The sequence below is a fragment of the Tateyamaria sp. genome (genome assembly GCF_059783535.1).
Genome location: NZ_JBYNDP010000011.1, coordinates 1 through 22,230, shown reverse-complemented (window position 1 = coordinate 22,230; position 22,230 = coordinate 1). Strand labels below are relative to the sequence as shown.

Annotated in this window: 23 protein-coding genes and 2 pseudogenes; 15 read left to right on the top strand and 10 right to left on the bottom strand. The window is 57.4% G+C overall.

From position 1 onward, the window contains the following. A partial coding sequence (locus tag AC6RA8_RS04130) for a nitroreductase family protein (RefSeq protein WP_500350857.1) occupies nt 1–721 on the bottom strand: 721 nt, incomplete at its 3' end. A gap of 129 nt (nt 722–850) precedes the next feature. Here AC6RA8_RS04130 and AC6RA8_RS04125 point away from each other — a divergent pair. From AC6RA8_RS04125 to AC6RA8_RS04090, 8 genes are read left to right on the top strand one after another with little or no spacing between them, the layout of a single operon-like run. Beyond that, complete coding sequence (locus AC6RA8_RS04125) at nt 851–1,564, top strand: succinate dehydrogenase/fumarate reductase iron-sulfur subunit (protein ID WP_500350856.1); 714 nt, start codon at nt 851–853, stop codon at nt 1,562–1,564. Beyond that, nucleotides 1,564–1,896, top strand: a complete 333-nt coding sequence (locus AC6RA8_RS04120) for a succinate dehydrogenase/fumarate reductase transmembrane subunit (protein ID WP_500350855.1) — start codon at nt 1,564–1,566, stop codon at nt 1,894–1,896. The genes AC6RA8_RS04125 and AC6RA8_RS04120 overlap by 1 nt, the downstream gene beginning before the upstream one ends. Beyond that, nucleotides 1,893–2,243 carry a succinate dehydrogenase, cytochrome b556 subunit gene (sdhC, locus tag AC6RA8_RS04115; RefSeq protein ID WP_500350854.1) on the top strand — a complete coding sequence of 117 codons (351 nt, stop codon included), beginning with the start codon at nt 1,893–1,895 and terminating at the stop codon, nt 2,241–2,243. Before AC6RA8_RS04120 ends, sdhC begins: the two co-directional genes overlap by 4 nt. Before the next feature lies 1 nt (nt 2,244). After that, nucleotides 2,245–4,002 carry an L-aspartate oxidase gene (locus AC6RA8_RS04110; RefSeq protein WP_500350853.1) on the top strand — a complete coding sequence of 586 codons (1,758 nt, stop codon included), beginning with the start codon at nt 2,245–2,247 and terminating at the stop codon, nt 4,000–4,002. Further along, a complete protein-coding gene (locus AC6RA8_RS04105) occupies nt 3,999–4,397 on the top strand; it encodes a hypothetical protein (protein WP_500350852.1) in 399 nt (132 codons plus the stop codon). Before AC6RA8_RS04110 ends, AC6RA8_RS04105 begins: the two co-directional genes overlap by 4 nt. 11 nt (nt 4,398–4,408) lie before the next feature. After that, nucleotides 4,409–5,365: a fumarate hydratase gene (locus tag AC6RA8_RS04100; protein WP_500350851.1), complete on the top strand. Its 957-nt coding sequence runs from the start codon at nt 4,409–4,411 to the stop codon at nt 5,363–5,365. After that, nucleotides 5,362–6,027: a fumarate hydratase C-terminal domain-containing protein gene (locus AC6RA8_RS04095; RefSeq protein WP_500350850.1), complete on the top strand. Its 666-nt coding sequence runs from the start codon at nt 5,362–5,364 to the stop codon at nt 6,025–6,027. Before AC6RA8_RS04100 ends, AC6RA8_RS04095 begins: the two co-directional genes overlap by 4 nt. A 7-nt stretch (nt 6,028–6,034) precedes the next feature. After that, a complete protein-coding gene (locus tag AC6RA8_RS04090) occupies nt 6,035–6,781 on the top strand; it encodes a sulfite exporter TauE/SafE family protein (RefSeq protein WP_500350849.1) in 747 nt (248 codons plus the stop codon). Nucleotides 6,782–6,788: 7 nt separating this feature from the next. Here AC6RA8_RS04090 and AC6RA8_RS04085 read toward each other — a convergent pair whose 3' ends face one another. Continuing rightward, on the bottom strand, nt 6,789–7,532 hold the full coding sequence (locus AC6RA8_RS04085; protein WP_500350848.1) for a sulfite exporter TauE/SafE family protein: 744 nt from the start codon (nt 7,530–7,532) through the stop codon (nt 6,789–6,791). Further along, entirely contained in the window at nt 7,529–8,431 is a 903-nt protein-coding gene (locus AC6RA8_RS04080; RefSeq protein WP_500350847.1) for a LysR family transcriptional regulator, read from the bottom strand. The genes AC6RA8_RS04085 and AC6RA8_RS04080 overlap by 4 nt, the downstream gene beginning before the upstream one ends. A 293-nt stretch (nt 8,432–8,724) precedes the next feature. On the opposite strand from AC6RA8_RS04080, the pseudogene AC6RA8_RS04075 reads away from it, so the two are divergent. Together AC6RA8_RS04075 and AC6RA8_RS04070 are read left to right on the top strand one after the other, a co-directional pair. Then, nucleotides 8,725–8,853 (top strand): annotated as a pseudogene (locus AC6RA8_RS04075) (integrase core domain-containing protein); the annotation flags it as partial. A 35-nt stretch (nt 8,854–8,888) separates the two neighbouring features. Beyond that, nucleotides 8,889–10,004, top strand: a pseudogene (locus tag AC6RA8_RS04070) (transposase); the annotation flags it as partial. 478 nt (nt 10,005–10,482) lie between these two features. Here AC6RA8_RS04070 and AC6RA8_RS04065 read toward each other — a convergent pair. Then, nucleotides 10,483–13,662, bottom strand: a complete 3,180-nt coding sequence (locus tag AC6RA8_RS04065) for an Ig-like domain-containing protein (RefSeq protein ID WP_500350846.1) — start codon at nt 13,660–13,662, stop codon at nt 10,483–10,485. Nucleotides 13,663–14,291: 629 nt separating this feature from the next. Between AC6RA8_RS04065 and AC6RA8_RS04060 the strand changes: the two genes are divergently transcribed. Then, nucleotides 14,292–14,690 (top strand): hypothetical protein, encoded by a 399-nt coding sequence (locus AC6RA8_RS04060; protein ID WP_500350845.1) that lies wholly within the window; start codon nt 14,292–14,294, stop codon nt 14,688–14,690. 107 nt (nt 14,691–14,797) lie between these two features. On the opposite strand, the gene AC6RA8_RS04055 is transcribed toward AC6RA8_RS04060, so the two are convergent. From AC6RA8_RS04055 to AC6RA8_RS04030, 6 genes are all read right to left on the bottom strand, one after another. Then, entirely contained in the window at nt 14,798–15,280 is a 483-nt protein-coding gene (locus tag AC6RA8_RS04055; protein ID WP_500350889.1) for a pseudoazurin, read from the bottom strand. After that, a complete protein-coding gene (locus AC6RA8_RS04050; RefSeq protein WP_500350844.1) occupies nt 15,264–16,034 on the bottom strand; it encodes an ABC transporter ATP-binding protein in 771 nt (256 codons plus the stop codon). Before AC6RA8_RS04050 ends, AC6RA8_RS04055 begins: the two co-directional genes overlap by 17 nt. Then, the gene (locus AC6RA8_RS04045; RefSeq protein WP_500350843.1) at nt 16,031–17,104 is read right to left on the bottom strand and encodes a FecCD family ABC transporter permease; all 1,074 of its coding nucleotides are present in this window, start codon (nt 17,102–17,104) and stop codon (nt 16,031–16,033) included. Before AC6RA8_RS04045 ends, AC6RA8_RS04050 begins: the two co-directional genes overlap by 4 nt. A gap of 45 nt (nt 17,105–17,149) precedes the next feature. Next, the gene (locus AC6RA8_RS04040; protein WP_500350842.1) at nt 17,150–18,310 is read right to left on the bottom strand and encodes an ABC transporter substrate-binding protein; all 1,161 of its coding nucleotides are present in this window, start codon (nt 18,308–18,310) and stop codon (nt 17,150–17,152) included. 465 nt (nt 18,311–18,775) lie between these two features. Next, nucleotides 18,776–19,096: a hypothetical protein gene (locus AC6RA8_RS04035; protein WP_500350841.1), complete on the bottom strand. Its 321-nt coding sequence runs from the start codon at nt 19,094–19,096 to the stop codon at nt 18,776–18,778. A gap of 37 nt (nt 19,097–19,133) precedes the next feature. Next, a complete protein-coding gene (locus AC6RA8_RS04030) occupies nt 19,134–20,138 on the bottom strand; it encodes a GlxA family transcriptional regulator (protein ID WP_500350840.1) in 1,005 nt (334 codons plus the stop codon). A 62-nt stretch (nt 20,139–20,200) separates the two neighbouring features. On the opposite strand from AC6RA8_RS04030, the gene AC6RA8_RS04025 reads away from it, so the two are divergent. The 4 genes from AC6RA8_RS04025 to AC6RA8_RS04010 all read left to right on the top strand — a co-directional run bounded on the left by AC6RA8_RS04025 (nt 20,201) and on the right by AC6RA8_RS04010 (nt 21,957). Continuing rightward, the gene (locus AC6RA8_RS04025) at nt 20,201–20,455 is read left to right on the top strand and encodes a DUF1272 domain-containing protein (RefSeq protein ID WP_500350839.1); all 255 of its coding nucleotides are present in this window, start codon (nt 20,201–20,203) and stop codon (nt 20,453–20,455) included. Continuing rightward, nucleotides 20,434–20,955 (top strand): protein tyrosine phosphatase family protein, encoded by a 522-nt coding sequence (locus AC6RA8_RS04020; RefSeq protein ID WP_500350891.1) that lies wholly within the window; start codon nt 20,434–20,436, stop codon nt 20,953–20,955. Before AC6RA8_RS04025 ends, AC6RA8_RS04020 begins: the two co-directional genes overlap by 22 nt. 62 nt (nt 20,956–21,017) lie before the next feature. Beyond that, the gene (locus AC6RA8_RS04015; protein WP_500350838.1) at nt 21,018–21,551 is read left to right on the top strand and encodes an EamA family transporter; all 534 of its coding nucleotides are present in this window, start codon (nt 21,018–21,020) and stop codon (nt 21,549–21,551) included. 49 nt (nt 21,552–21,600) lie between these two features. Continuing rightward, the gene (locus tag AC6RA8_RS04010; protein WP_500350837.1) at nt 21,601–21,957 is read left to right on the top strand and encodes a hypothetical protein; all 357 of its coding nucleotides are present in this window, start codon (nt 21,601–21,603) and stop codon (nt 21,955–21,957) included. Nucleotides 21,958–22,230: the final 273 nt, after the last annotated feature.

Sequence of the window (22,230 nt, the reverse complement as noted above, 5' to 3'; positions counted from 1 at the left end):
TGTCGACAAAACGCTGCTTGTCGTAGGGCTGTGTTTCAGCACGATCTGCGTCATATCGTTCAACGGCGTCGCGCAGACCATCTTCCTGATACCGATCTACATGGCATGTGACGCTCAACGGCAGTCGCTTTGCGATCTCAGGGGCCTCGCTCGGGTACCCCAGCGCAAGACCCGCGAAGGGGAACACATGATCCGGCAGCCCAAGCAGATCCGACACGGCTTGCGCTTCGTTCCGCATGGCACTGATTGGGCAGCACCCCAGGCCCATCGCCTCGGCGGCTGTTACAAAAGCACCCAGGGCAATCGCCGCATCTGCTGTCGCGTTGATGACAGCATCCATATGATCATTGGCAAACGGCACCTCATGCCATGTGTGCAACAACCGCTGACGCCGATTGTTTCCGCAAAACACAAGGAGCGTCGGCGCCTGTGCAACCCACGCCTGGCCGGACACAAGTTTTACAAGCTCTACACGCGCTTCGGGCGATTTCATCACAACGATGTCTCGTTGCTGCAGGTCGCTCTTTGTTGGCGAGGCCAGGGCAATGGCGCAAAGTGTTTGCAGCAGATCGTCCGGGACCGGTGTTGTTTCAAAGGCGCGGCACGACCCGCGCCCCGCCATCGATTGCAGCAGAGGCTGTTCTACCATTCCGGTATCGGGCGCGTCAGAATAGCGTCCAGCTAACGCTGCGTTCAGGTCTGGTTCGGAACTTTGTGTCATCCAGCCATCCGGATCGCATGATTGTAAGCGTTGCTAACAGGATGGTTCAGAAATTATCGCATTCATTAAGCATCCCTGTACGCTATACTCTGGCATGAAACATCCAGCCCGGGAAAGTCCCAGCCATTCATGACAGCGCATATGCTCAAGGTCACCATTGAACGAGGCCCGGATACACAGGATGTGTTCGACGTTCCTGCATATGAAAGCCAGACCGTGCTTGATGTCGTGTCATGGGTGCAGCAGAACGCCGATCCAACACTCAGCTACCGGTTTGCGTGCCGCGTCGGCATGTGCGGCAGTTGCGCGATGATGGTAAACGGGGTGCCCCGCTGGACCTGTCGCACGCATATGTCCAAAGTCCTAAAGGACAACGCGGTGACCATTGGCCCGTTGCGCAACCTGCCGGTGGTCAAGGATCTGGTTGTGGATATGGATCCGTTCTTTGACAAGTGGGTCGGGGCCGAGGGCGTGCACCATGGTAGCCTGACCCGCGACGACCCAATCGCCGCAATCGATGAAACCAGCGAAACACGGGTTGAGGCAAATGCGGGAATCGAGTGCATCAATTGCTCGGTTTGCTATGCGGCCTGCGACACCGTTGCAGGCAACCCCGACTACCTTGGCCCGGCCGCGCTGCAACGCGCATGGACCTTGCTCAATGACGCCAAGGACGAAGGGCGCGTTGCCATCCTCGACGCCGTCTCGGGCAGTGGCGGCTGCCACAACTGCCATTCAATGGGGTCCTGCACCACGTACTGCCCAAATGAATTGGACCCGATGTCCGCCATAGCCGGTCTGAAACGCGAAACGACCAAATCGCTTTTCCGGAGGGGCCGCTGATGCTGAGTCTGCGCCTTTACATGCTGCAACGGATCACCGCCCTCCTGATGGCACCGCTTGTTCTCGGCCACCTCGCCGTGATGATTTACGCAATCCAGGGCGGGCTAACTGCGGCAGAAATTTTGGGGCGGACCCAAGGGTCCGTGGCGTGGTTTTTGTTCTACGGGCTGTTTGTCATCGCTGTGTCGACCCACGGCGCCATCGGTCTGCGCACGGTTGCGCATGAGTGGGGCGGTTTGAAAGGTACAGCGCTGGACACGTTCATGTGGGCCGTCGGCTTCGGCCTGTTCGCACTCGGGGCACGCGCCGTCTGGGCCGTGACATTCGCATGAGGGCAGCAGGCATCACATCGCGGGCGCACCCTCTTTGGCTCGCCTACATCCTGCACCGGCTGTCCGGGCTCGGCCTCGCCCTGTTCCTACCCTTCCACTTCTGGATCTTGTCGCTGGCCCTGACGAACCCTGCGCGGCTGGATGGTTTTCTGGCCTTCACCGATATCGGCGCGGTCAAACTGGCAGAGTTCGGCCTTGTCTTCCTGCTGGCCATCCACATGTTCGGCGGCCTGCGCCTCATGGCGATGGAATGGCTGCCGTGGACGCCTCCGCAAAAGACACTGGCGGCGGGTGCAACAGCCTTGTCCTTTCTGATTGCGATGCTCTTTCTGATGCAGGCGGTGTGACATGAAATTGAGCGATATCGAACGCCACGACACAGACATCCTGATCCTCGGCACCGGGGGCGCGGGATTGTTCGCGGCACTCCACGCCCAACAAACGGCTCCCGAAGGCACGAGGATCACCATCGCGGTCAAAGGGTTGATTGGCAAATGCGGCTGCACGCGCATGGTGCAGGGGGGGTACAATGTGGCGTTGGGCGGTGGCGACACTGTCGAACGGCATTTCATGGACACGATAAACGGGGGTAAATGGCTGCCCAATCAGGACATGGCGTGGCGCCTGTGTGAACAGGCCGTGGTGCGCATCCGCGAGTTGGAGAACGAGGTCGGATGTTTCTTTGACCGTAACGCCGACGGATCGCTGCACCAAAAAGCCTTTGCTGGCCAGACCGCCGACCGCACCGTCCACAAGGGTGACCTGACAGGGATCGAGATCATTAACCGTCTGATGGAAAAGGTGCTCGCAAGCGGTGTCGAGAAGCTGCAAGAGCATCGCGCTGTCGGCTTGATCCCGACCAAGGATCGTAGCGCTCTCGCCGGTGTTCTGATGATCGACATGCGCACCGGACGCTTCCGTCTTGTACGGGCCAAGACGGTGCTGATGGCCACGGGCGGCGGCCCGACCATGTACAAGTACCACACCCCTTCGGGCGACAAGACGATGGACGGCCTCGCTATGGCCCTGCGTGCGGGCCTGCAATCGCGTGATATGGAAATGGTGCAATTCCATCCTACGGGCCTTCTGGCAGGCGACCATACGCGTATGACCGGAACGGTTCTTGAGGAAGGGTTGCGCGGCGCAGGCGGGCAGTTGATCAACCACGCGGGCCAGCGGTTTATGTTCGACTATGATGGCAAGGGCGAGCGTGCCACCCGCGATGTCGTCAGCCGTGGCATCTATGCCGAGATGCGCAAGAACAACAATCCGGATCAGGAAGGTGTGTTCATCTCCATGTCCCACCTCGGACCCGACTGGGTGGCACAGAAATTCAAAGGCATGGTCAAACGCTGTGCCGACAGTGGCTTCGATCTGGCCGCAGGCCAGGTCGAGGTCGTGCCGACCGCCCACTATTTCATGGGCGGCGTTGTCGTCGACGTGGACACGCGCACGGCGATGGAGGGGTTGTACGTCGCAGGCGAAGACGCAGGTGGTGCGCACGGCTCGAACCGGCTGGGCGGCAACGGGGTCGCCAACTCAACTGTCTATGGCGGCATCGCTGGTGATACGATGGGGCGTGATATGGTAAGCATGACTCTGCGCGACGCGGACGAAGACGTGCTAGCCGCCGAATTCGAACGCGCGACCTATCCGCTGACGCGCAAACCCGACCTTATCTTGCCGCTGCGCAAGCAACTGCAGGACCTTATGTGGGAAGAGGTTGGCGTGATGCGGACCGAGGCCGGGATGAAACGCGGACTCGATGGTATTGCGCAAGTGTCAGGCGCTCTGATGGACGTGGGCGTGGACGCCGGCAACCTGGCCTTCAATCTCACCTGGCACGATTGGCTGAACCTGCGTTCGCTTTGCGACATCTCCGAAGTGATCACGAAGGCTGGGATCGCCCGCGAGAATTCCCGTGGAGCGCATTTCCGCGAGGATTTTCCCGAAGACGGCGGGTTGGATAACAGCGATTTCACAGTCGCGACGCAAGACGGCGATGGCGTCAAAGTCACCCGCGAACCCGTGCAGTTCACCATCGTCTGTCCCGGCGAAACGATCTTGCCGGAGGGTGAGCCAGAGACGTTGGTGGCGGCGCAATGAAGTATGTCCGCATTGTTCTGGACGAAAATATTCCAGTGCATGGCGCGCGTGAAGGCTTCTTTCGCAAGGCATATGATCTGCGTCGAAATGGAACGGTTTCGCCCGAGCAGCGCGATCGGCTGGATGCCTGCTTGCAGTTTTTGGACGATCACATCGATGTCCCGCTCAAGTTTTCCAAGGGTACATCAAAGGCAGCGGAGAAGCGCGAAACCAAAGGGATCTCATGGTTCAAAGCCAGCGCCTACGCACAAGTTGACAAAGCTATGGAACTGGCGAGGCTTTTGGATGAGTTGGGCGTTGCTTCAACAGTGCTGAGAACCAATCGAGTAGGCTACGTGGTTTTTGAAGACGACGTTCAAATAGTTGCCGAGCCCTTTTCAGATACACCGACATGATTGGGAGCCAGATGATACCTATTTCTCTTATCCAGTCCACAGCTGAAACCCTCATGGACAAGGCCGCAATCGAGATCCCCCAAGACTACCTGGACGGTCTTCAACAGGCCGCCAAGACCGAGGATGGCGATCTGTCCTCCTTTGTCCTCAAGGCCATGCTCGACAATTACGAAGCGGCCAAGGAAGACCGCCGTGCCATGTGCGGCGACACTGGCGTGCCGCGCTGGTTCGTGAAGATGGGAAATGAGGCCCGGGTCGAGGGTGGCATGGTCGCTCTCGAAGCAGCGCTGCGCCGCGCCACGGCCAACGCGACCAACGGCGTGCCCCTGCGCCCCAATCGCGTGCACCCGCTCTGGCGGACCGATCTCGACAACAACGTCGGCATCGGCGCGCCCGAGATCGAATACGGTTTTGAGCCGGAAGGCGAATGGATTGACCTGATTACGGTTCACAAGGGGGGCCTTTTTGGCACCGACTACCGCATGCTTTTCCCAAGCGACGGCATTCAGGGGATCAAGCGGTTCTATCTCGACAGCCTTATGGCCTTTGGCAAACGCGGCCTCGCCTGTCAGCCCGCCATCATCGGTATCGGCCTTGGCGGATCCAAGGACATTTGCATGACATTGGGCAAACGCGCGTCCACCTTGCGCATCGTGGGAAGCCGCAATTCCGATCCGCGGATTGCGGAGATGGAGAATGAGTTCAAGGAACTCGGCAACTCGATTGGCATGGGTGCGATGGGCTTTGTGGGCAAGAACATGGTCATCGATTGCAATATCGAAGTTGGGTACTGCCATACGGGCGGGATGCCCATGTCAGTGCACGCCTTCTGCCTGTCCTCGCGCCGCGCAGTGGCCCGCATCCACGCTGATGGGCGGGTGGAACACCGCACCGACCCGGACTGGTTCACCGATTACCAGCGTCGAGAAACGGTCGAATGGGAACCACAAAGGGAGGCGGCGGAATGAGCCCTCGTGAAGTCCGCCTGTCCACAACCCCCACCGACGAGGCCATCGCCGACCTGCGTCTTGGTGACGTCGTCTACCTTGACGGCCTCATGTACACGGCACGCGAAGGCGTCTACATGCGCGCGCTTGAGGACAAGGCGAACATCCCCATGGAATTGCCCAGCCAGTCGGCTGCGAACTTCCACTGCTCGCCTGCCGCCCGCATCAACCCCGATGGTAGCTTCGACATGGGCGCGGTGACCGCCACGGCATCTTTCCGCTTTGCCAAATGGTTGCCCGAATGGATGGCCAAAACCGGGGCCAAGCTGATCGTTGGCAAGGGTGGCATGACCTCCAAGGACTACAAGGAGTACTTCGTGCCAAACGGAGCCGTCTACCTGTCCACGGTGGGCTATGGCACCGGTGCCTTGCTTGGTCGCGGCGTGGAAAATGTTGAAGCGGTCCACTGGAACGAGGAACTGGGCCTGGCGCAAGCCATGTGGGTGATCAAGTGCAACCGCATGGGACCCTTCATTGTGGCATCAGACCTGAACGGCGACTGCCTGTTCGAACGCGAAAACGCCAAGATTGCCGAGAACGTCGCGCGGGTGTACGAGGGTACGAAACCTGCTGTCCTCAAACGCTACGGCGAGAGTGATGACCGCACGGACGAGGTGATCTGACGCATCCATGCCCGACCTGTCCCTGATTGCGTTTGCGAGCGCCGTTCTGCTGCTGGCAGGTACCGTGAAGGGGTTCATCGGGTTGGGGATGCCGACAGTGGCCCTGACCCTTCTCACATTTCAGCTTGATACCAGGTCAGCTGTATCATTGGTGGTGGTCCCCATGCTGCTCAGCAATGTCTGGCAGTTCTGGCGCGGTCCGGACATGGCGGGATGTGTCAAACAGCATTGGCGTTATGCAGTCATATTGATCCTGTTTGTGGCCGCAACCGTCTGGTTCAGCCAATCCGCGCCAGATGTATTTCTGCGTGCGACCTTGGGTGTTTTTGTGCTCGCGTTCTGCTTTCTCAGCTGGCGCAACATGGTGCCGCCCATCCCAGCGCACCGGGTGCGCCTGTTCGAGGGGGTAAGCGCCGTGGTCGCTGGATTAATCGGCGGATTGACGGCCGCCTGGGCGCCGCCCTTGGTCATGTACCTGACCGGTCTGCGGCTCGACCGCGATGCCTTTGTGCAGGCACTCGGGTTCCTCATCTCAGCAGGCAGTGTCTCGATCTTTGTCATGTTTATTGCTGTGGGACACAGTTCGGGTCCTGATCTGGCAGTCTCCACCTTTTTGCTGATCCCGACGCTTATTGGTTTTTCGGTAGGCGAGCGTTTAAGACACCGGACGAACCCGGAACAATTCAGGGCACTCTTTTTGGCCGCGTTCTCGGTTTTGGGTGCAAATCTGTTGTTGGGCGCGTTCTTGAGGTGATACGAGCCTAAGTCAATTCGCTCAAAAGTAGACCTGCCCCCATTGCAAGGGTCAACAGGATCAGTAAACGGCGAAAGCCTGTATCGCTCAGCCGGCGAAACACCATGATCCCAACCTGTGCAGCGATCAACCCGCAGGGAATTGTGATCATAAGCGCATTCACCGCGGTCTGATCGTAAGCCCCCTTGAAAAAAAGCAATGTGACCGTTGTGCTCAGAATGACCATGTTCAGCGGTTGCAGGACGGCACGCATCTCGGATTTGGTCCACGGCCGTACAGACAACCACATCGCGGGCAAGGCACCGGACACGCCAGCCGTGCCGCCAAGGACACCGCCCATAAACCCAACAATCACATCAATGACCGGGGTTTTGCGTGAAAATGACGGCAGGGCCGCGCGAAACCCGAAGTACCCGCCATAGACAATCAGAAAAACAGCAATCCCGATGCGCAGCGTCCCGGTGTCAATGACATCTAGTAACAACAAGCCAAGCGGCACGCCCGCAAGCCCGGGCAGGATGAATCGGGCCAAACGGTCCGGACGCGCAAAGATGGGTGCGCGCACGATCCACAAGCCCTGAAGCCCAACCAGTACGGACATCAAAGCCACGATGGCAACAGACGTCGTGGGTGGCAGAACGACCAGGTAAAAGCCCAATGCAAACAATGCGGTGCCAGTCCCGGACAAACCGTTGATGAAACCGCCTGCCGCAGCCCCCAGCACGAGAAACAGGATCATGTCCGTGGTCATGATGCTGTGTCTGCTCCCTGCGACCGCACGGCCGCAATGACCCCGGCCAAGGCGTCGAAAATTTCATCAATGGCACGTGTCTTGATCTGGTCTTCGGGGAAAGCCAGCCCGAGCACCCGGGTGGGCGCGTCTGCACCAAGGCTCAAGCGCTTCACAGGCACCATCTCCAGTGGTTTCACGGCAAGATCAGGTACAATCGACACACCAAGGTTGGCATGCACCATGCTGACGATAGCTTCGGGCGTATCCAGCTCCATCGCTTCGGTCACTCGAATACGCTTCGACCTGATCCAGTTGTCGATCAAGCCGCCGACCACCGCGTTCCGGTTGAAGCGGATGTATGGTCTGGTCGCAAGCAGCAACATGGGGTCTTCTTCCGGCTCTTCGTGTGAGGCGATCAATTGCATCGGTTCTTCGATCAACGGGCGAAACGCGATGCCCATGGGCATCAGATGAGGTTTGGTAATGATCGCAGCATCCAGATGGCCGCGTTCAATATCGGCCAGCAATGTGCCTGTCAGACCGGGGCGAATGTGTAAACCAACCCTTGGAAAGCGGCCTTTGAATATAGCCATCGCCTGCGGGGTCAGCCCCGTCAGCGTCGTGCCCAGGGCACCCAGTTTCAGCACACCGCTTAACCCGCCATCGGCAAGCACAGATGGGACAAGGTTGTCATAGTCCGAAATCAGCTTGCGCGCTTTCGCCACCACTTCATGCGCAACGGGCGTCAGTTCCGGTGTCCGGGTTGAACGGTTGAAGAGGGCCAGGCCCAACTCAGCCTCCAATGCGCGCATTTGTTGACTGACAGCGGCGTGGGTGACGTGAACGGCGTCTGCTGCAGCACCAAATGTCTTGTTGTCCGCGACCGCAACAAGGGTGCGCAGCAATCGAATGGTCATTTCACCCGCTCCGCTTGAAAGTTATTCTTTCAATCTCAATGGCTAGCGCCAGCCGGCAGAAAGATCAAATTACAGCGCAGCATGCGTCATGGTCCGTGGATGGAGGATGGGAACCAATGATACACTGAGGGCACAGTGTCGCGCAGATCGATCAAATCAACCGACTAGATTGCGTTTTCCGGGTTTGTGAAGAGGGACTATTTTCGATCACCAAATTAACCTAACCAATTGATAAATAGTTGCAAGCTGCGACCAAACCCATTCAATTCATCAATTTCAATCAGCCGCAAAACGAAGCTCAAATCCTGATCGAAGAATGGAGAAAACACTACAACACGAAACGACCACACAGCGCATTGGGCTACAGCCCACCGGCACCGGAAACCATCGTCCAGATGGACCCAAGGCCGATTATGCACTAACAATCAAATTGGACCTCTAAAGTGGGGCTGATCAGAACCTCGCCTGCCGCTGGTTCTGTCGTTTCGATCTGACCGACCGGGCTCCTGATCACTCGACGTTCTCCAAGAACAGACATGGCCGCTTTCGTGATGGCGAACTGCTGCGCCATTTGTTCGAAACGACGGTGGCACGGTGTATCGAGGAAGGCCTTGTCAGTGGCCAGCGGATGGCAATCGATGCCAGCCTGATCGAAGCGGATGCCAACAAACAGAACTCGACGCCGAAGGAAGAGTGGGACGCGGCGAGCATCGATCCGACCGAAGCGCCCCGTACTTTGCGCGAGTATCGCGACACGCTAGACAAGGCGGCATTCGGCGCTGCCAAGTTCACCTCACATTCCGATGCGGTGAGCCAGTGGACGGCGGCACGCAAGGGGCCTGCTTTCTTTAGCTATTCCGACAATTATCTCATCGACACCGATCATGTTGTGATCATCGATGTCGAGGCCACGCGTTCCATCCGGCAGGCGGAGGTTGGCTCCACGAAGATCATGCTCAAGCGAGTGAAGACCAAGTTCGATCTTCATCCAGAACGCCCGATCACCGACATCGCATACGGCACCGGGCCGCTACTGGGTTGGCTGGTTGACCGCAAGATCGCGCCACACATTCCGGTCTTCGACAAGTCCGGACGCAACGACGGCACCTGGATTCGCGCCGTCTTTGAATGGGACGCCAGCAACGATCAGTACATCTGCCCAGAAGGACATGCTTTCAAGCAATTCCGCCGCAACTACTCCGACTCAAATAGAGGGCCAACGGGCAAGGGCACCGCACGTTATCGGGCTTTGAAAGAAGTCCGCCAGGTCTGCCCATCCAAAGCCAAATGCTGTCCAAACGCTGATGCCCGCAAGATCAGCCGCGAAGAAACTGAAGACGCCCGCCAGGTTGCACGCGAGATCGCCAAGACCCGCCAGTACGACATCTCGATGAAGCTCAGAAAGAAGGTCGAGATGCTGTTTGGCCACCTCAAACGCGTCCTCAGGGTTGGACGGTTGCGATTACGAGGCCCATGCGGCGCAAATGACGAATTCCTCCTCGCCGCCACCGCCCAGAACCTCCGCAAACTGGCGAAGGTCTTTCCGGCATTGCAGAAACCGGGAACCGCCTGATCAAAAAGGCGCTCACGCCCCGTTCAGAGCGCCACTTTCTGCGCTAGCAACACATTGTTCTTCCACAGAATGGCCGGCAAGCGGTCATTCGCTGCAGATGCAAAAAATCGGCGATTGTTGGTTAAGCGGACATTAAAGTAACAGATGCTTACACTTGCTTTTTGTTGGATGGGGAATAGCAAATTTCCAGTACACTCCTATGGTGCTTCTAAATGCTCGACAAGTGACATTGAACGTTGCGGAAAACAGATGAACAGTGCCTGACTCCTAGAAAGTTAGGAGAGCTGATCTTTTCTAACCGGATGTTTCTACATTCTGTGCGAGTAGAGGCATGGCTGTACTTTCGATCTTGCGAGACACCAATACTTGGGCCTGAAGTACATTTCTTTGGGGCTGACATTAACCGCGGCTGACCGGATCGGTGCGGAGTATTCGATGACGGACGGAAGCCACTCATGCGGCTCCCGCCTCCTGCTTGTCAGACGAAACTGAACATGTCCGCGTCCAACTCTGCCGATTGCGTGTTGCGCAAGGTCAGGCTGTCGTCGGTGCCGAACTCAAAGGTCACTGAGCGACGTATCGAACTCGCCGCGTCAAGCAGGTCTTCAAAGCTGTCGATGCCTGCAATATCGATGACTATATGATCCGAAGGGCGTTCAAATATCCACCAGCTGGTGCCTGTATCAAAGTCCTGGATCTGGTCATGGCCGCCGTTGAAGACAAAAATGTCGGTGCCAAAACCACCTATCATCCGGTCGTCGCCAGCACCGCCATCCAGAGTGTCATCGCCAAAGCCGCCGTTCAACCGGTCGTCACCAGCGCCTCCGAACAAAAGGTCGTCCGACCAGCCACCATTCAGCCGATCATTGCCAGCGCCACCATCCAACGTGTCATCACCCCAACCGCCATTCAGGCGATCACGTCCTGAGTTTCCAAGCAGTTCGTCATCACCCCAACCACCGTTGAGACGGTCGTCGCCTTCGCCACCCGAAATCAGGTCATCGCCTGCACGGCCATTTATGCGGTCGTTGTCCGCACCACCGCGCAGCAGATCATCATCGAAGGTCCCACGATAGCGATCTTCTGACTCCGCAGCCTCTTCGGAGGTGGTGAAGTTGAAGGTTGATGTATCGCCTTCATCAATTCCTTCAAAGGCTTGCCCCTGATCGTCCAGGAATGCGCCGTCCTCGATCTCGACCGCATAGCTTGCGTCGGTTTCCAGATGGGATTGCGGCGTGACGGTCACAGTGTCACCATCAAAGCTGACAAGGCGGCTGTCGTTCACGTCGATCTCGATACGTTCGCCCGTGTCCCGATTGACCAGTGTGATCAGACCCGTGCCAGGCTCGACCTCTTCCGTAAAGGTCAGCGTGAGTGCAGCGTCATTTTCCACATCCCGACCATTGTCTGATGGAACGGCAGACAGCAGGAACGGCGCGGCGTCGGCGTCAAAATCAACTTCACGCGGAGTATAAACAGGGCCATCCGAGGAAAAGCCGAGGCGACCATCTGAGTTGGACCCCCACGTAAAGATCGCGCCCGTATCGCTGACCGCGATAATCGAGTTGGGTCCGGTCTGGATTTCGACAATGTTTACATCATCAAGTTCGGGGATCAGCGTGGGTAGGAAGCTGACATCACTTTCTGCCGCCGGGTCGCCGTCCAACCCGCCGGTGGGGCCTTCGTCATTCGGGCCCCAGGCATAGACATCGCCGTCTTCGGTTAGCGCGACAGACCAGCGCGCACCGCCCTGGATGTCAATCACGCCCTCGGGAAGTCCTGTCAGCTCAATCGGTTCAGCCACATCGTCGGGGTTTGGCATGAATGTACCGTCGCCATTGTCCTCGCCCTGCAACAACTGCCCGTCACGGCTTTCGCCCCAGCCAAAGACGCGGCCATCGGACGTGATAGCGTAAGAGGTGCGCCCCTCGCCGGAGATCGCCACGATGTTTTCCGGCAGCCCTTGAACAAGCGTCGGTTCGATCACACGGCGGTCATCAGACGGGCTGACCTGATTGTCGTTGTTGCTGCCGAAACCATAGACTTCGCCATCAGCCGTCAGCACCAGCGTGTGGGTGACACCGGCGGACACCGCGACGACGGTTTCATTGGACAGGGCACTTATTTCGGTGGGGACAAGGCGTTCTTCCTGATCGCCTGTGCCAAGCTGCCCGTTCGTGTTGCTGCCCCAGCCGTAAAGCGTGCCGTCCGCCGCGATGGCAAAGGATGTACCATTGCCATTTTCGATGCCAATAACGTCAATATCGTCCAGCGCATCAATCTTTGTGGCCGTAGTTCGCGCCTCTTCGTCCCCAACGCCAAGCGGGCCTCGGTTGTTGAAGCCAAATGCGTACACATCGCCGTCATCAGTAAGGAAAGTCGTGTGTAGCAATCCGCCTGCAACAGAGGTGATTTCTGCGTCAAACCCTTCGGGCAATGACACCGGTAGCGGCGCTTTGACATCAAATCCCGTGGTGCCGTTGCCCAGTTGGCTGACCACGTTTTCACCGGAGCTGTACAGCACTCCATCCCTAAGGAAGACAGAGAAGTGGTTGCCTGCGCCCACGGTGCTGGCCACGACCTGGGCCTCGCCTTCATAGGCCTCCACAGCACGCGGACGGATCAGTTGGCCATCATATTGGTCAGAGCCGAAGATGACTGTCTCGCCCGCATCAAAAAAATCGCCGTCGCCGTTGAGGTTGGTCAGCTGGACCACGTTCGCATCCCCGGCAAAGCTGTTGGTTGTGAGGATTAGGCCCCCATCGCAATCCGTTGCCAGCGAGAACCCAATTTCGGCCGGGATGCCGTCGGGCATGGCACTTGCGTTCCAAACCTCGACAGCTTCAAACACGCTGTCGATCTGGCCAGACCCGTCCAGATCGTTAAGACGGTAGATTTTCAGCTGCTCGTCCCCGTCCGGGAACCATGTGAGAGTGTAGAGGGAGCCATCGACTGACACAGCGCTGGAAATGTCCACGGGAGCGCCGAAGCTCATGTCGTCCGAGATGAAGTTGGTAACCTCGTCCGTCTGGATAGTGCCGTCGCCGTTTGCGTCTTCAATACGATAGATGACGTCCGTTCCCGTTCCCGCCAGATCGTTTAGATAGGCCACGTCGCCGTCAAAACTAAGATCGAAGGGCACGGACGTGTCGACTATCGTCTGGAGATCGAGCCACACGGTCGCCTCTCCGGCGTCATTCGCGTCCCCGTCGCCGTTCAAATCAACGGTACGGTAAATCGCGTCTTGCGGTGCCGACGTCGTGCCTGCGTTCGAGATATAGATCGCGCCGTCAACACCTTCGGCAATGCCGTTTGGTGTCACCGTTGACAGGCCACCTGCATTGTCCGCCGAGAACCAGACTGCGGCTTCACCTTCATCCTGCGCATCGCCATCGGCGTTGGTGTCGACCAAGCGATAGATCGTATCTGTGTTCCCATCGCCGACATAGACGGATTTGTCGTCGGCCTGATGAACTGTGAAGACATTGTTCGTTGGTGTGTCGAGCCCGCTGGAATTATCCACGTCAAAAAAGACTGTTGTTTCGCCTGGACCTTGTGCTGTGCCATCGCCATCCAGATCCTGCAAAAGCAAAACCTGATCCTTGCGTTGGTCTCCGACCAACACCCCGGTTATCGTCTGTGTAGATATGCGCCCCATATGGCCACTCCCAGAAAAAGAGAGAGTGCCTCGCGAACGGCTGGGTACTCAAATTGAATGAATTTGGATGCCTTGCATCCACAATGTGTTTGACTGATTTTATAGGCGAGGTGAAGCCCTCATGTGATCGGTTTTTGGGGCGCCAAGCGCTTCTTCAATCCGCGTAAATCAACCGACAGACTTGCCGCGAATACTGCAGTAGGTATCGCTGCTGGCAGTCCCACTTTTCGGGCATTGCTTGCGCGCGGTAGAAATGCTTTCTTACTCATAAGGGGACTCTCAGCGAACGCCAGGCACCCCCCATTTCCATATGCATGGGAGCATAGAATGGGGAAAACGTGTGTGCGTCTGACGGCGGTATCGTACTCAATCGTACCTATTGCAGTCGTGGCCGGGGCAGTGCGTCGCTTGATCCTCTTGGTTTTCAACGCATTGCCGAAGGGCTCCCCAAGCTTCCTGCAATTGGCCCCACCGGAAAAGGCGTCCGCACAAGTGGAGCTGATGCTGTGCACCGCTTTGCTTAGAACCTCCAGTTTGGCAGCGAGGCGTATGACGCATTTTTCCCATCCAATCGAGGGACGAGGAATGCGTTTGGCTTTCTCCGCGTTCACTAACAGATGTGTTTAGCCATGACCCGGTATTGTGTCGTGATGTTGATCCTCTTGGCCGGTTTTTTTGCGACAGCCGGAGTGAAGATGCCGCCGCCGACCGGCGCGCGGGTCCAATCTTGCAACAGCTTTGCGGACTACCCGGTGCAACGTTTGGCCGAGAATGGGGATGTCGGGGCAATGGCTCATCTTGGCAAACGGATGTACCAACAAGGGTGCGACGCCCAGGCACGGGATCAGGGTTTGGAGTATCTCGAGCGTGCTTCAGCTGCAGGGCACGACGCGGCGCGAACATTTTTAATCAGCCAGGACACCCATGCAATCGATAACGGGTCGCCTGTGTCGGCATGCGTGGCGCTTATGACTATGTTGATGCCGGGTGTGGATGACCCCAATGTGTGGCATGGATCTTGCGACTAGGCTGGAGCGGGACAGGCCTTCCTAAACGACGGAAAACCAACGCCTCGTGATGTTCGATCAGTGTTATGCCAAAATGAACCGGGCGGCCTTCAATGCAGGGGCTGTGATTAGCCAGAATGGGTTTCAAGCTCAGTGAGCAAGGCGCGAAAATTGGTGCGAGCCTTACCGGGATGACGCACTTTTTTCGCCTGCTCGAGGTTTGACAGATCCTTCCCCACAACGATCAGCCCGACCATACCCCAGTCGTAATGCGGCAAGCAAAGATAGCCGTAGATGCCTGGCACGGTGAGCGTGACCGTGATTTCTTCATCGATCCCGCCATTCCACGGCTGGGCGCCGTCAGGGATCATGCCGCGTTTGGATGCGGAATTGTGGCTGGGGTCAGTTGCAAGGAAGGTGATGCTGTCGCCCACGTCCACATGCAGGATTGCAGGATCGAACACGTTCAAGATGTTGCTGTCGTTGCAATCGGCGTTGAGCATCAGGACAGAGTGCCGGCCGCCCTCTGCTGTCGGCACCGGAGTTTTGGCGGCAGCATAGCTGCCCGCAAGCGCGGCAAGTGAAACGGTGAAGTTACGACGCGTAAGCATGGACAACGAGATCCTCCTTGGGACCGGTGGTGATGTGGATATCGACGCCGTAGGTTGTGCCGATCTCTGGTTTGTGCAGCACCTCTGCTGGCGTGCCCTGGGCCAGAACCGTGCCCTGCCGCAGCAGGATCAGGTGATCAGCAAAGCGAGCTGCAAGGTTGAGGTCGTGCAGGGCGATGATACCAATTGCGTTGCGGTCAGCGATGGTCGCGCGGATACGGCTGAGCACGTCAAGCTGGTGATGCAGATCAAGCGCGGATGTGGGCTCGTCAAAGAGGTAGACATCCGCCTGTCGGATGAGCGCTTGCGCGACTGAGACCATCTGAGCCTGCCCACCGGACAGGTCGGAGATGTAGACTTCGGACAGATGCCCGATGCCAGCGCCGTGCAGCGCCGCGCCCACGGCATCCATGTCTTGGGATGTGACCCGCCAGCCGGCGAGGTTTTTGCGCGCCATCATCACCACGTCGAACACTGATAGCGCTGCGTTGGCGGCAAAGAACTGCGGCATGAAGCAAACGCGCTTGAGTCGGGTGCGGACAGGCAGGGTGGCAAGGTCCGTTCCTGCAAGCGTCACGGTTCCCGCTGAGGGTGTCAAAAGCCCTGCAATCACGCGAAACAGGGTCGATTTTCCAGACGCGTTGGGGCCTATGAGTGCGGTCAGTTCTCCTGGTTGCAAAGGATCGAATCCGGCATCCTTTAGGATCGGACGCTTGTCATAGGCGAAGTTGAGCCCGGTGGTGGTTAGGGTCATTGCCAGTGCCTTTTGCGTTGGCCAAGGATCAAGCTAACGAAGAAAGGAATTCCGATTAGCGATGTGATCATACCGATGGGATAGACAATGCCGGGCGTGATTGCTTTTGACGCGATGGAAGTCCCCGACAGGATCAGAGCGCCTGCGAGTGCCGAGAGCGGAAGAAAGCCCCGCTGATCCTCTCCCACGATCATGCGAGCGATGTGGGGGCCGACAAGGCCAACAAAAGCGATAGCACCCACAAATGACACGGCTACCGCTGACAGAAGGGATACGCCCGCAAGAACTATCAGACGCAGGAGCGGTACATTGACGCCGAGGGCGGCTGCCTTGTCCTCTCCCATACGCAAGGCGGTCAGTGCCCAAGATCGGCTGAGGAAGTAGGGAAGGATCAAGATCAGCACCCCCAGGCAAATGCCGACCTTTGGCCATGTCGCACGTGCGAGAGAGCCCAGTTGCCAAAAGATCAGTTGCGCCAATTGCAGTTCGGACGCTCCGTATTGAAGGAAGGCCAATAGCGCATTGAAGGTAAAAAGCATGGCGATCCCCATGAGGATCATCGTTTCAGGGTTAGCGCCGCGCAATCGCGTCGTAATGAAAATCAAAAGCGAGGCGAACATTGCAAAGACGAAAGCATTCACCGTCACAAAAAGACCTCCGACTCCGGGCACAACGGACCAACCCAGCACGATGGCCACGGCTGCGCCAAAGCTCGCTGCAGCAGTCAGACCAAGAGTGAATGGCTCGGCCAATGGGTTGTTGAGAATGGTTTGGAGCTCTGCACCGGCCGTGCCGAGCATTGCCCCCACTATGACCGCCATCAGGGCAATGGGCAGGCGGAGGTCCCAAATGATGACTTCTTCCTGAATTGATGCAACGCCGGGATTGATGATGACATGTGCAACCCGCCAAAAGCCAAGATCAGCGGGGCCAGTGATCACGTCAATGACGACGGTGGTGAACAGAACAACGGCGGCAAGGCCAACAAGCGCTACGCGCCGAACGGACCGGCGGCGGTAGGCTTTGACGATGCCGTGCGCATCGAGCGGGTGGGTGGTGTCTGTGGGCATGATAAGAGACCCACGGGCGTGTTGGGTGCGCCCGTGGGCAACTGGTCAGTTGGCGGGCGCCGAGGCGCTGAGCCAAAACTGGCCGGAGTTCTCATAAGGCATGAACTTCTCATGCATGCGGTCGAACGTATCCTGTGGATCAAGATCCGCAAAATCGTCCGGGTAAAGCCACTTGGCGATCTGTTGCACCGCGATGAAGTGGTAGGGCGAGTTGTAGAACTGGTGGTAGATGGAGTGGTAATTTCCATCCTGCACCGCCCGCAGATCCTTGAATCCAGAGCGCCCGGCCAGTGCTTCGATCTTTTCGGCGTTCACTGCCGGGTCGCCTTCGTAGCCGAGTAGGGTTGAAGTGACCTCGGGCTTGGCTTCGGCCCAGTTGGCACCGGTGCCTATGATGTGGTCGGGGTCGGCGTCGATGATCCCCTCCATCGAAATATCGACCGAATAGGCGTTGGCGAGTTTGGAGGCAAAGTTGGTACCGCCCGCCAGTTCCACAAAGCGCCCGTAATTATAGGGACCAAAGGACCAGCAGCAGAAGTCGTTCTGCCAACCCGCCGCGTTTTCGATTACCACGAGCGGGCGTTCTTCAGCCGGGATTTGATCGACCACATTGGTGACCTTGCGCATTTCGGCGACATAGAAGTCGACGAATTCAAGCGCGCCCTGTTCCTCGCCCAGTAGGCGCCCAAGAATCAGCAGGGAAGGAACGGTGTTTTCCGTCGCATTGCGGCGGAAGTCGATGAATGCGACGGGGACACCGGCCTTGTTCAGCTTCTCGATCAGACCGGTTTCTTCGGCTTTAAAGAGATTGCCCAAGTCCAGCAACAACAGGTCGGCTTCAGCTTCGAGTACAGCTTCGATGCTGAAGTCACCAGCGTAGGGGTTGCCGAAGTTGATCATGCGGTTTGCATCTTCGGGAAAGGCCGCCTGGAACTTGCGGAAGGCATCGGGGTCATACTGGATCAGGTCATCCTTCCAGCCCACAACCTTTTCGAACGGGTTTCCGTCGGTGATGGCAGCGATGGAATACATCATCCGACCTTCGCCAAGTATGATCTTGTCTGGTGCTTCGGTCAAAGTGACTTCTCGGCCTGCGATGTCGGTGAGAGTCAGCGCTTCTGCGTGAACGTCCGGGGCTGACGCGATCACGGTCGCGCTGGCTGCTAGTGCAACGAAAAAGCCGCCGACATTCGTAGTGAACGTCATAGCGGTCTCCTGTTAACTATGATCGCCTTACTAGGCGGAGTCGATCATAATTCCAAGTAAAATAATCAGATTTGCGTTTGGACCGTTTCGGTTTCGTGCGAACGACTGCGGGACCGAAGAGTCATATCAACATCGTTCTTGGCAAGTTCATCGCCGGATCAGAGCGCGGCCATTGATGAAGGAGTTCGAATTCAACTGTGGTGATCCGGTCGCCTTCTGGATTCATAGACGGGATTTGGGCAGCTCTGTTAGAGGCGGCAACTTAAACCTGAATCAATTTCCGCAAAGCTGGCTGCCAGCACGGCATTTTCAGACCACGCCCAATGTCGGCTAAGGGCCGATGGGTACAAACCCGTTTCTTACACTTCTTGCCGCATAGCGTTTGAGCGAGCATCAGTGCAGTTAAAGATAGTCGTATCTTTGCGATGCCCAGCCCTGCTCGGACAAGAACTCAAGAGAATGCTCTTACGACGAAACGCTCAGTTGCTTCTCAAGCAGCGCCTTCATTCGAGGCATCAGTTCAGACATCCACGCGGCCTTTCGATTTCCGTGGATCGAGAGCCAGAGGCGCGGCACTCGCTGCCCGAATTCATCTCGCCACCAAGTAACCTCCACAATGCCGGGCGCTTTGGGACGTTTGAAATGCCAGTGCGTGCAACCGGGATACTTTTTCAAAGACGCTTTCAGTTGAAGCTCAAGACCTTCGCCCTTGCAAACATCGTGCACCACCGCGGCGACTGTGCTGTCATCCGGCCTTTCGGAAAGCGCAATCTCGTATTCGATCATGTCTTTAGCCCAACTAATGTGACATAACGCTGGAATGTCACGGCACCTGAAAGTTGCGCCGATATTCGCTTGGCGGCACATTCAACGTCCGCAGGAAGGCGCGGCGCATGCGGTCTTCGTCCTTGAACCCACAGGCCACCGCGATCTCTTTCACGCTCTTTGGCGTGGATTCCAGAAAATCCTGCGCGCTTTCAATGCGCATCGCTTCAACAGCCTTGGCGGGCGTTTTTCCCATTGTATTCGTGTAGGTGCGGGCAAAGTTCCGCGCGCTCATGCCAACCTGTTCCGCCAGCGTTTCGACGGTCAACGTCGACGCGATATTGTCCGCGACCCACGAATGCAGGTCCTCGAACCGTCCGGCCCGGTCCGTCAGCTGACGCCCCAAGGTGGGGCTGTATTGCGATTGACCACCGGAACGGACCATTTGTGCAACCATGGACCGGGCCATCTCCAAGGCGGATTGGCGACCAAGGTCTTCTGAGGTGATCGCAAGCGCCATATCGATACCTGCCGTGATCCCGGCGGATGTCCACGTGTTTCCATCCTTGATGAATATGGGGTCAAGCTCGACCCGCACCCTTGGAAACTCTTCAGCCAGCATTTTGCAATCATCCCAATGGGTCACCGCACGCCGCCCATCGAGCAAACCCGCCGTCCCCAAAATCAAGGCCCCGGAACACACCGAACAGATGCGCGACGCGTTCTCTGCCAAATCCTGAACCGCTTGCACCAGAGCGGGATCGCGCATGCCCGGAATTGCGCCATCCCCACCAACGACCACCAGCGTGTGGATGTCACGCTGTGACACCTCGGACACCGACAAGGTTGGGATCGAAACAACCGTGTTCGTCGGTGTCATGTCTCCACCAACAGACACAACCGCACACTCGTACCCGTTGTCCCGGGTCTTGGCGTCCAGCGCATGGGAAAAGACCTGCAAGGGACCAACCAGATCCAGCAGGACGATATCGGGATAGACTACAAAGACGACCAGTCTTTTGCCGCGGGTCGTCGTGCGCAGTTTGGCAGTTTTTGACGTCATATTGTCATTTCTGCCAGATCGCAGACGCGTAGTCTAGGCGCGGATGAACCTGAGGGAACGACATGCTGAAACTGAAACCAAACTGCGAATGCTGCGACAAGGACCTGCCACCGGCGTCGACCGAAGCGCGCATTTGCTCTTTTGAATGCACTTTCTGCGCGGATTGCGTGTCCGAGCGGTTCGACAACACCTGTCCCAACTGCGGCGGAAGCTTTGTGCCCCGCCCAGTTCGACCAGCGGACAAGCTTACAAACAACCCGGCGTCCACACAGCGCTTTACAAAGGCGCACGCGGCATGCGCCCACCTTGTGGAGTGACAGAAAGAGAGGCCGAGATGACCGAACTGGATCACATCTTCAATTGGCGTCGCATTAATGCGCGCCTGACCACATCCGGACAACCCGACGTCGATCAACTGGCCGACATTCGCAAGCTGGGCGTGACTCATGTCATCAACCTTGGCCTCGGCCAGGGCGAAGGGGCACTGGAAGGCGAAGCAGATTATGTTTCCGCCCTTTGCATGACCTACATTCACATACCCGTCGATTTTGAGAATCCAACAGACCAGAACTTCGAGGAGTTCCAAAACGCGATGGCGGGCATTCAAGACACGAAGGTGCATGTGCACTGCATTTATAACGCACGGGTCAGCGCCTTCATTTACCGATATGCCAAGACCAACACCGAGATCGGCGAAGACGCGGCTCTGGCAAACATGGACAGCATCTGGCGGCCTGGCGATGCCTGGGCCGCCTTTATTGACAATCCCAATGTAAAGGGGGTTCCAAATCAGTATGCAGGTGAGGATTACGACTGATCTGTACTTGATCGGCACCGACTGGCACAGTTGACCCTGCAGCCACGGAGTTCGGCATAAAGATGACCACAGCATCCATCAGCGCGCCGCAGAACATCCTGTTGGGTGTGTCGCTGATCATTGCGCCCGCATTCACGATCTCGGTCCAGGACGTGGTGTTCAAGCTGTTCAGCAGTCAGATGACGCTCTGGCAGATATTTGCCCTGCGCGGCTGCCTTGCCGTACCCGTGCTGGCCGGAATTACATGGTATGCGCATCGAGGCATTGGCGCCGTGCGGGCGGCCTATGGGCTGTGGTCGCTGTTGAGGGCGGTCTTCATCACGGGCACGTTTCTGGCCTTTTATGCGGCGATCCCGTTTCTGAACCTCTCAACGGTTGGGGCTGCAAACTATACGGCCCCGATCTTCATAACTTTGCTCTCGGCCTACGTCATCCGGGAGCCGGTCGGCATGTTGGGATGGATTGGCGTGATCGTCGGATTTGCAGGGCGTGTTGTGTCTCTTGCAGCCGGGAACCGAGGCGTTCTCCTTCTGAGCTTTGTTGCCGCTATTGGGAGCTTGCTCATATGCCGCCGCACACCTGATAACACGGACTAAGTGTCAGGATGTCCCGGTCGCAGCCCTATCCTTGGCGCAGAATTCGGTGATGCTGGCGGCTGGTCTGGTCATCAGCGTCGTTCTGGTGGTCGCCCAACCGGCGTCTGACATTGCAACGGCATTCCCCTACATCTTTGGTACATGGTCGGCGATTGAGGCGTCCGATTGGCTTGTACTTTTGCTGCTTGCCGCCTTTGCCATCGTCCTAGGGATGATGTTAGCGGGGGCGTACAAAGTTGCACCCCCGGCCATCATCGGGACGTTTGAATACAGCTATCTGGTCTTTGTGGCAGGCTGGGATATCCTGTTCTTCGGGATCGCCCTCAACAATGCGACACTTGCCGGGATGGCCATGATCGTTTTCGCAGGGGCCATGGTGTTACGCAGCAAGGCGGCAACAGGATAAGAAACGGTTATGTGCAGCGCCACTCAGTGAGATGAGTCAACCATCCTGATCGACAAGGACCACGTCCTTGTTTCTGAATTGCAATGGAAACCAGATCGAGTTTTGCGGTCGCGGCGAATGTCTCCTCTAACGGGCCGCATCGCAGCGACAGTATTGATCAACAAACGGCAGGTTTGGGCCGTATTTTCCAAGACCGAAGCACTCTGACCGCAGCCCACTGTCTAGCCCCCTGTTACTGGGCCACTGATCTGGCTTTCTCTAATAGGGTTTCCG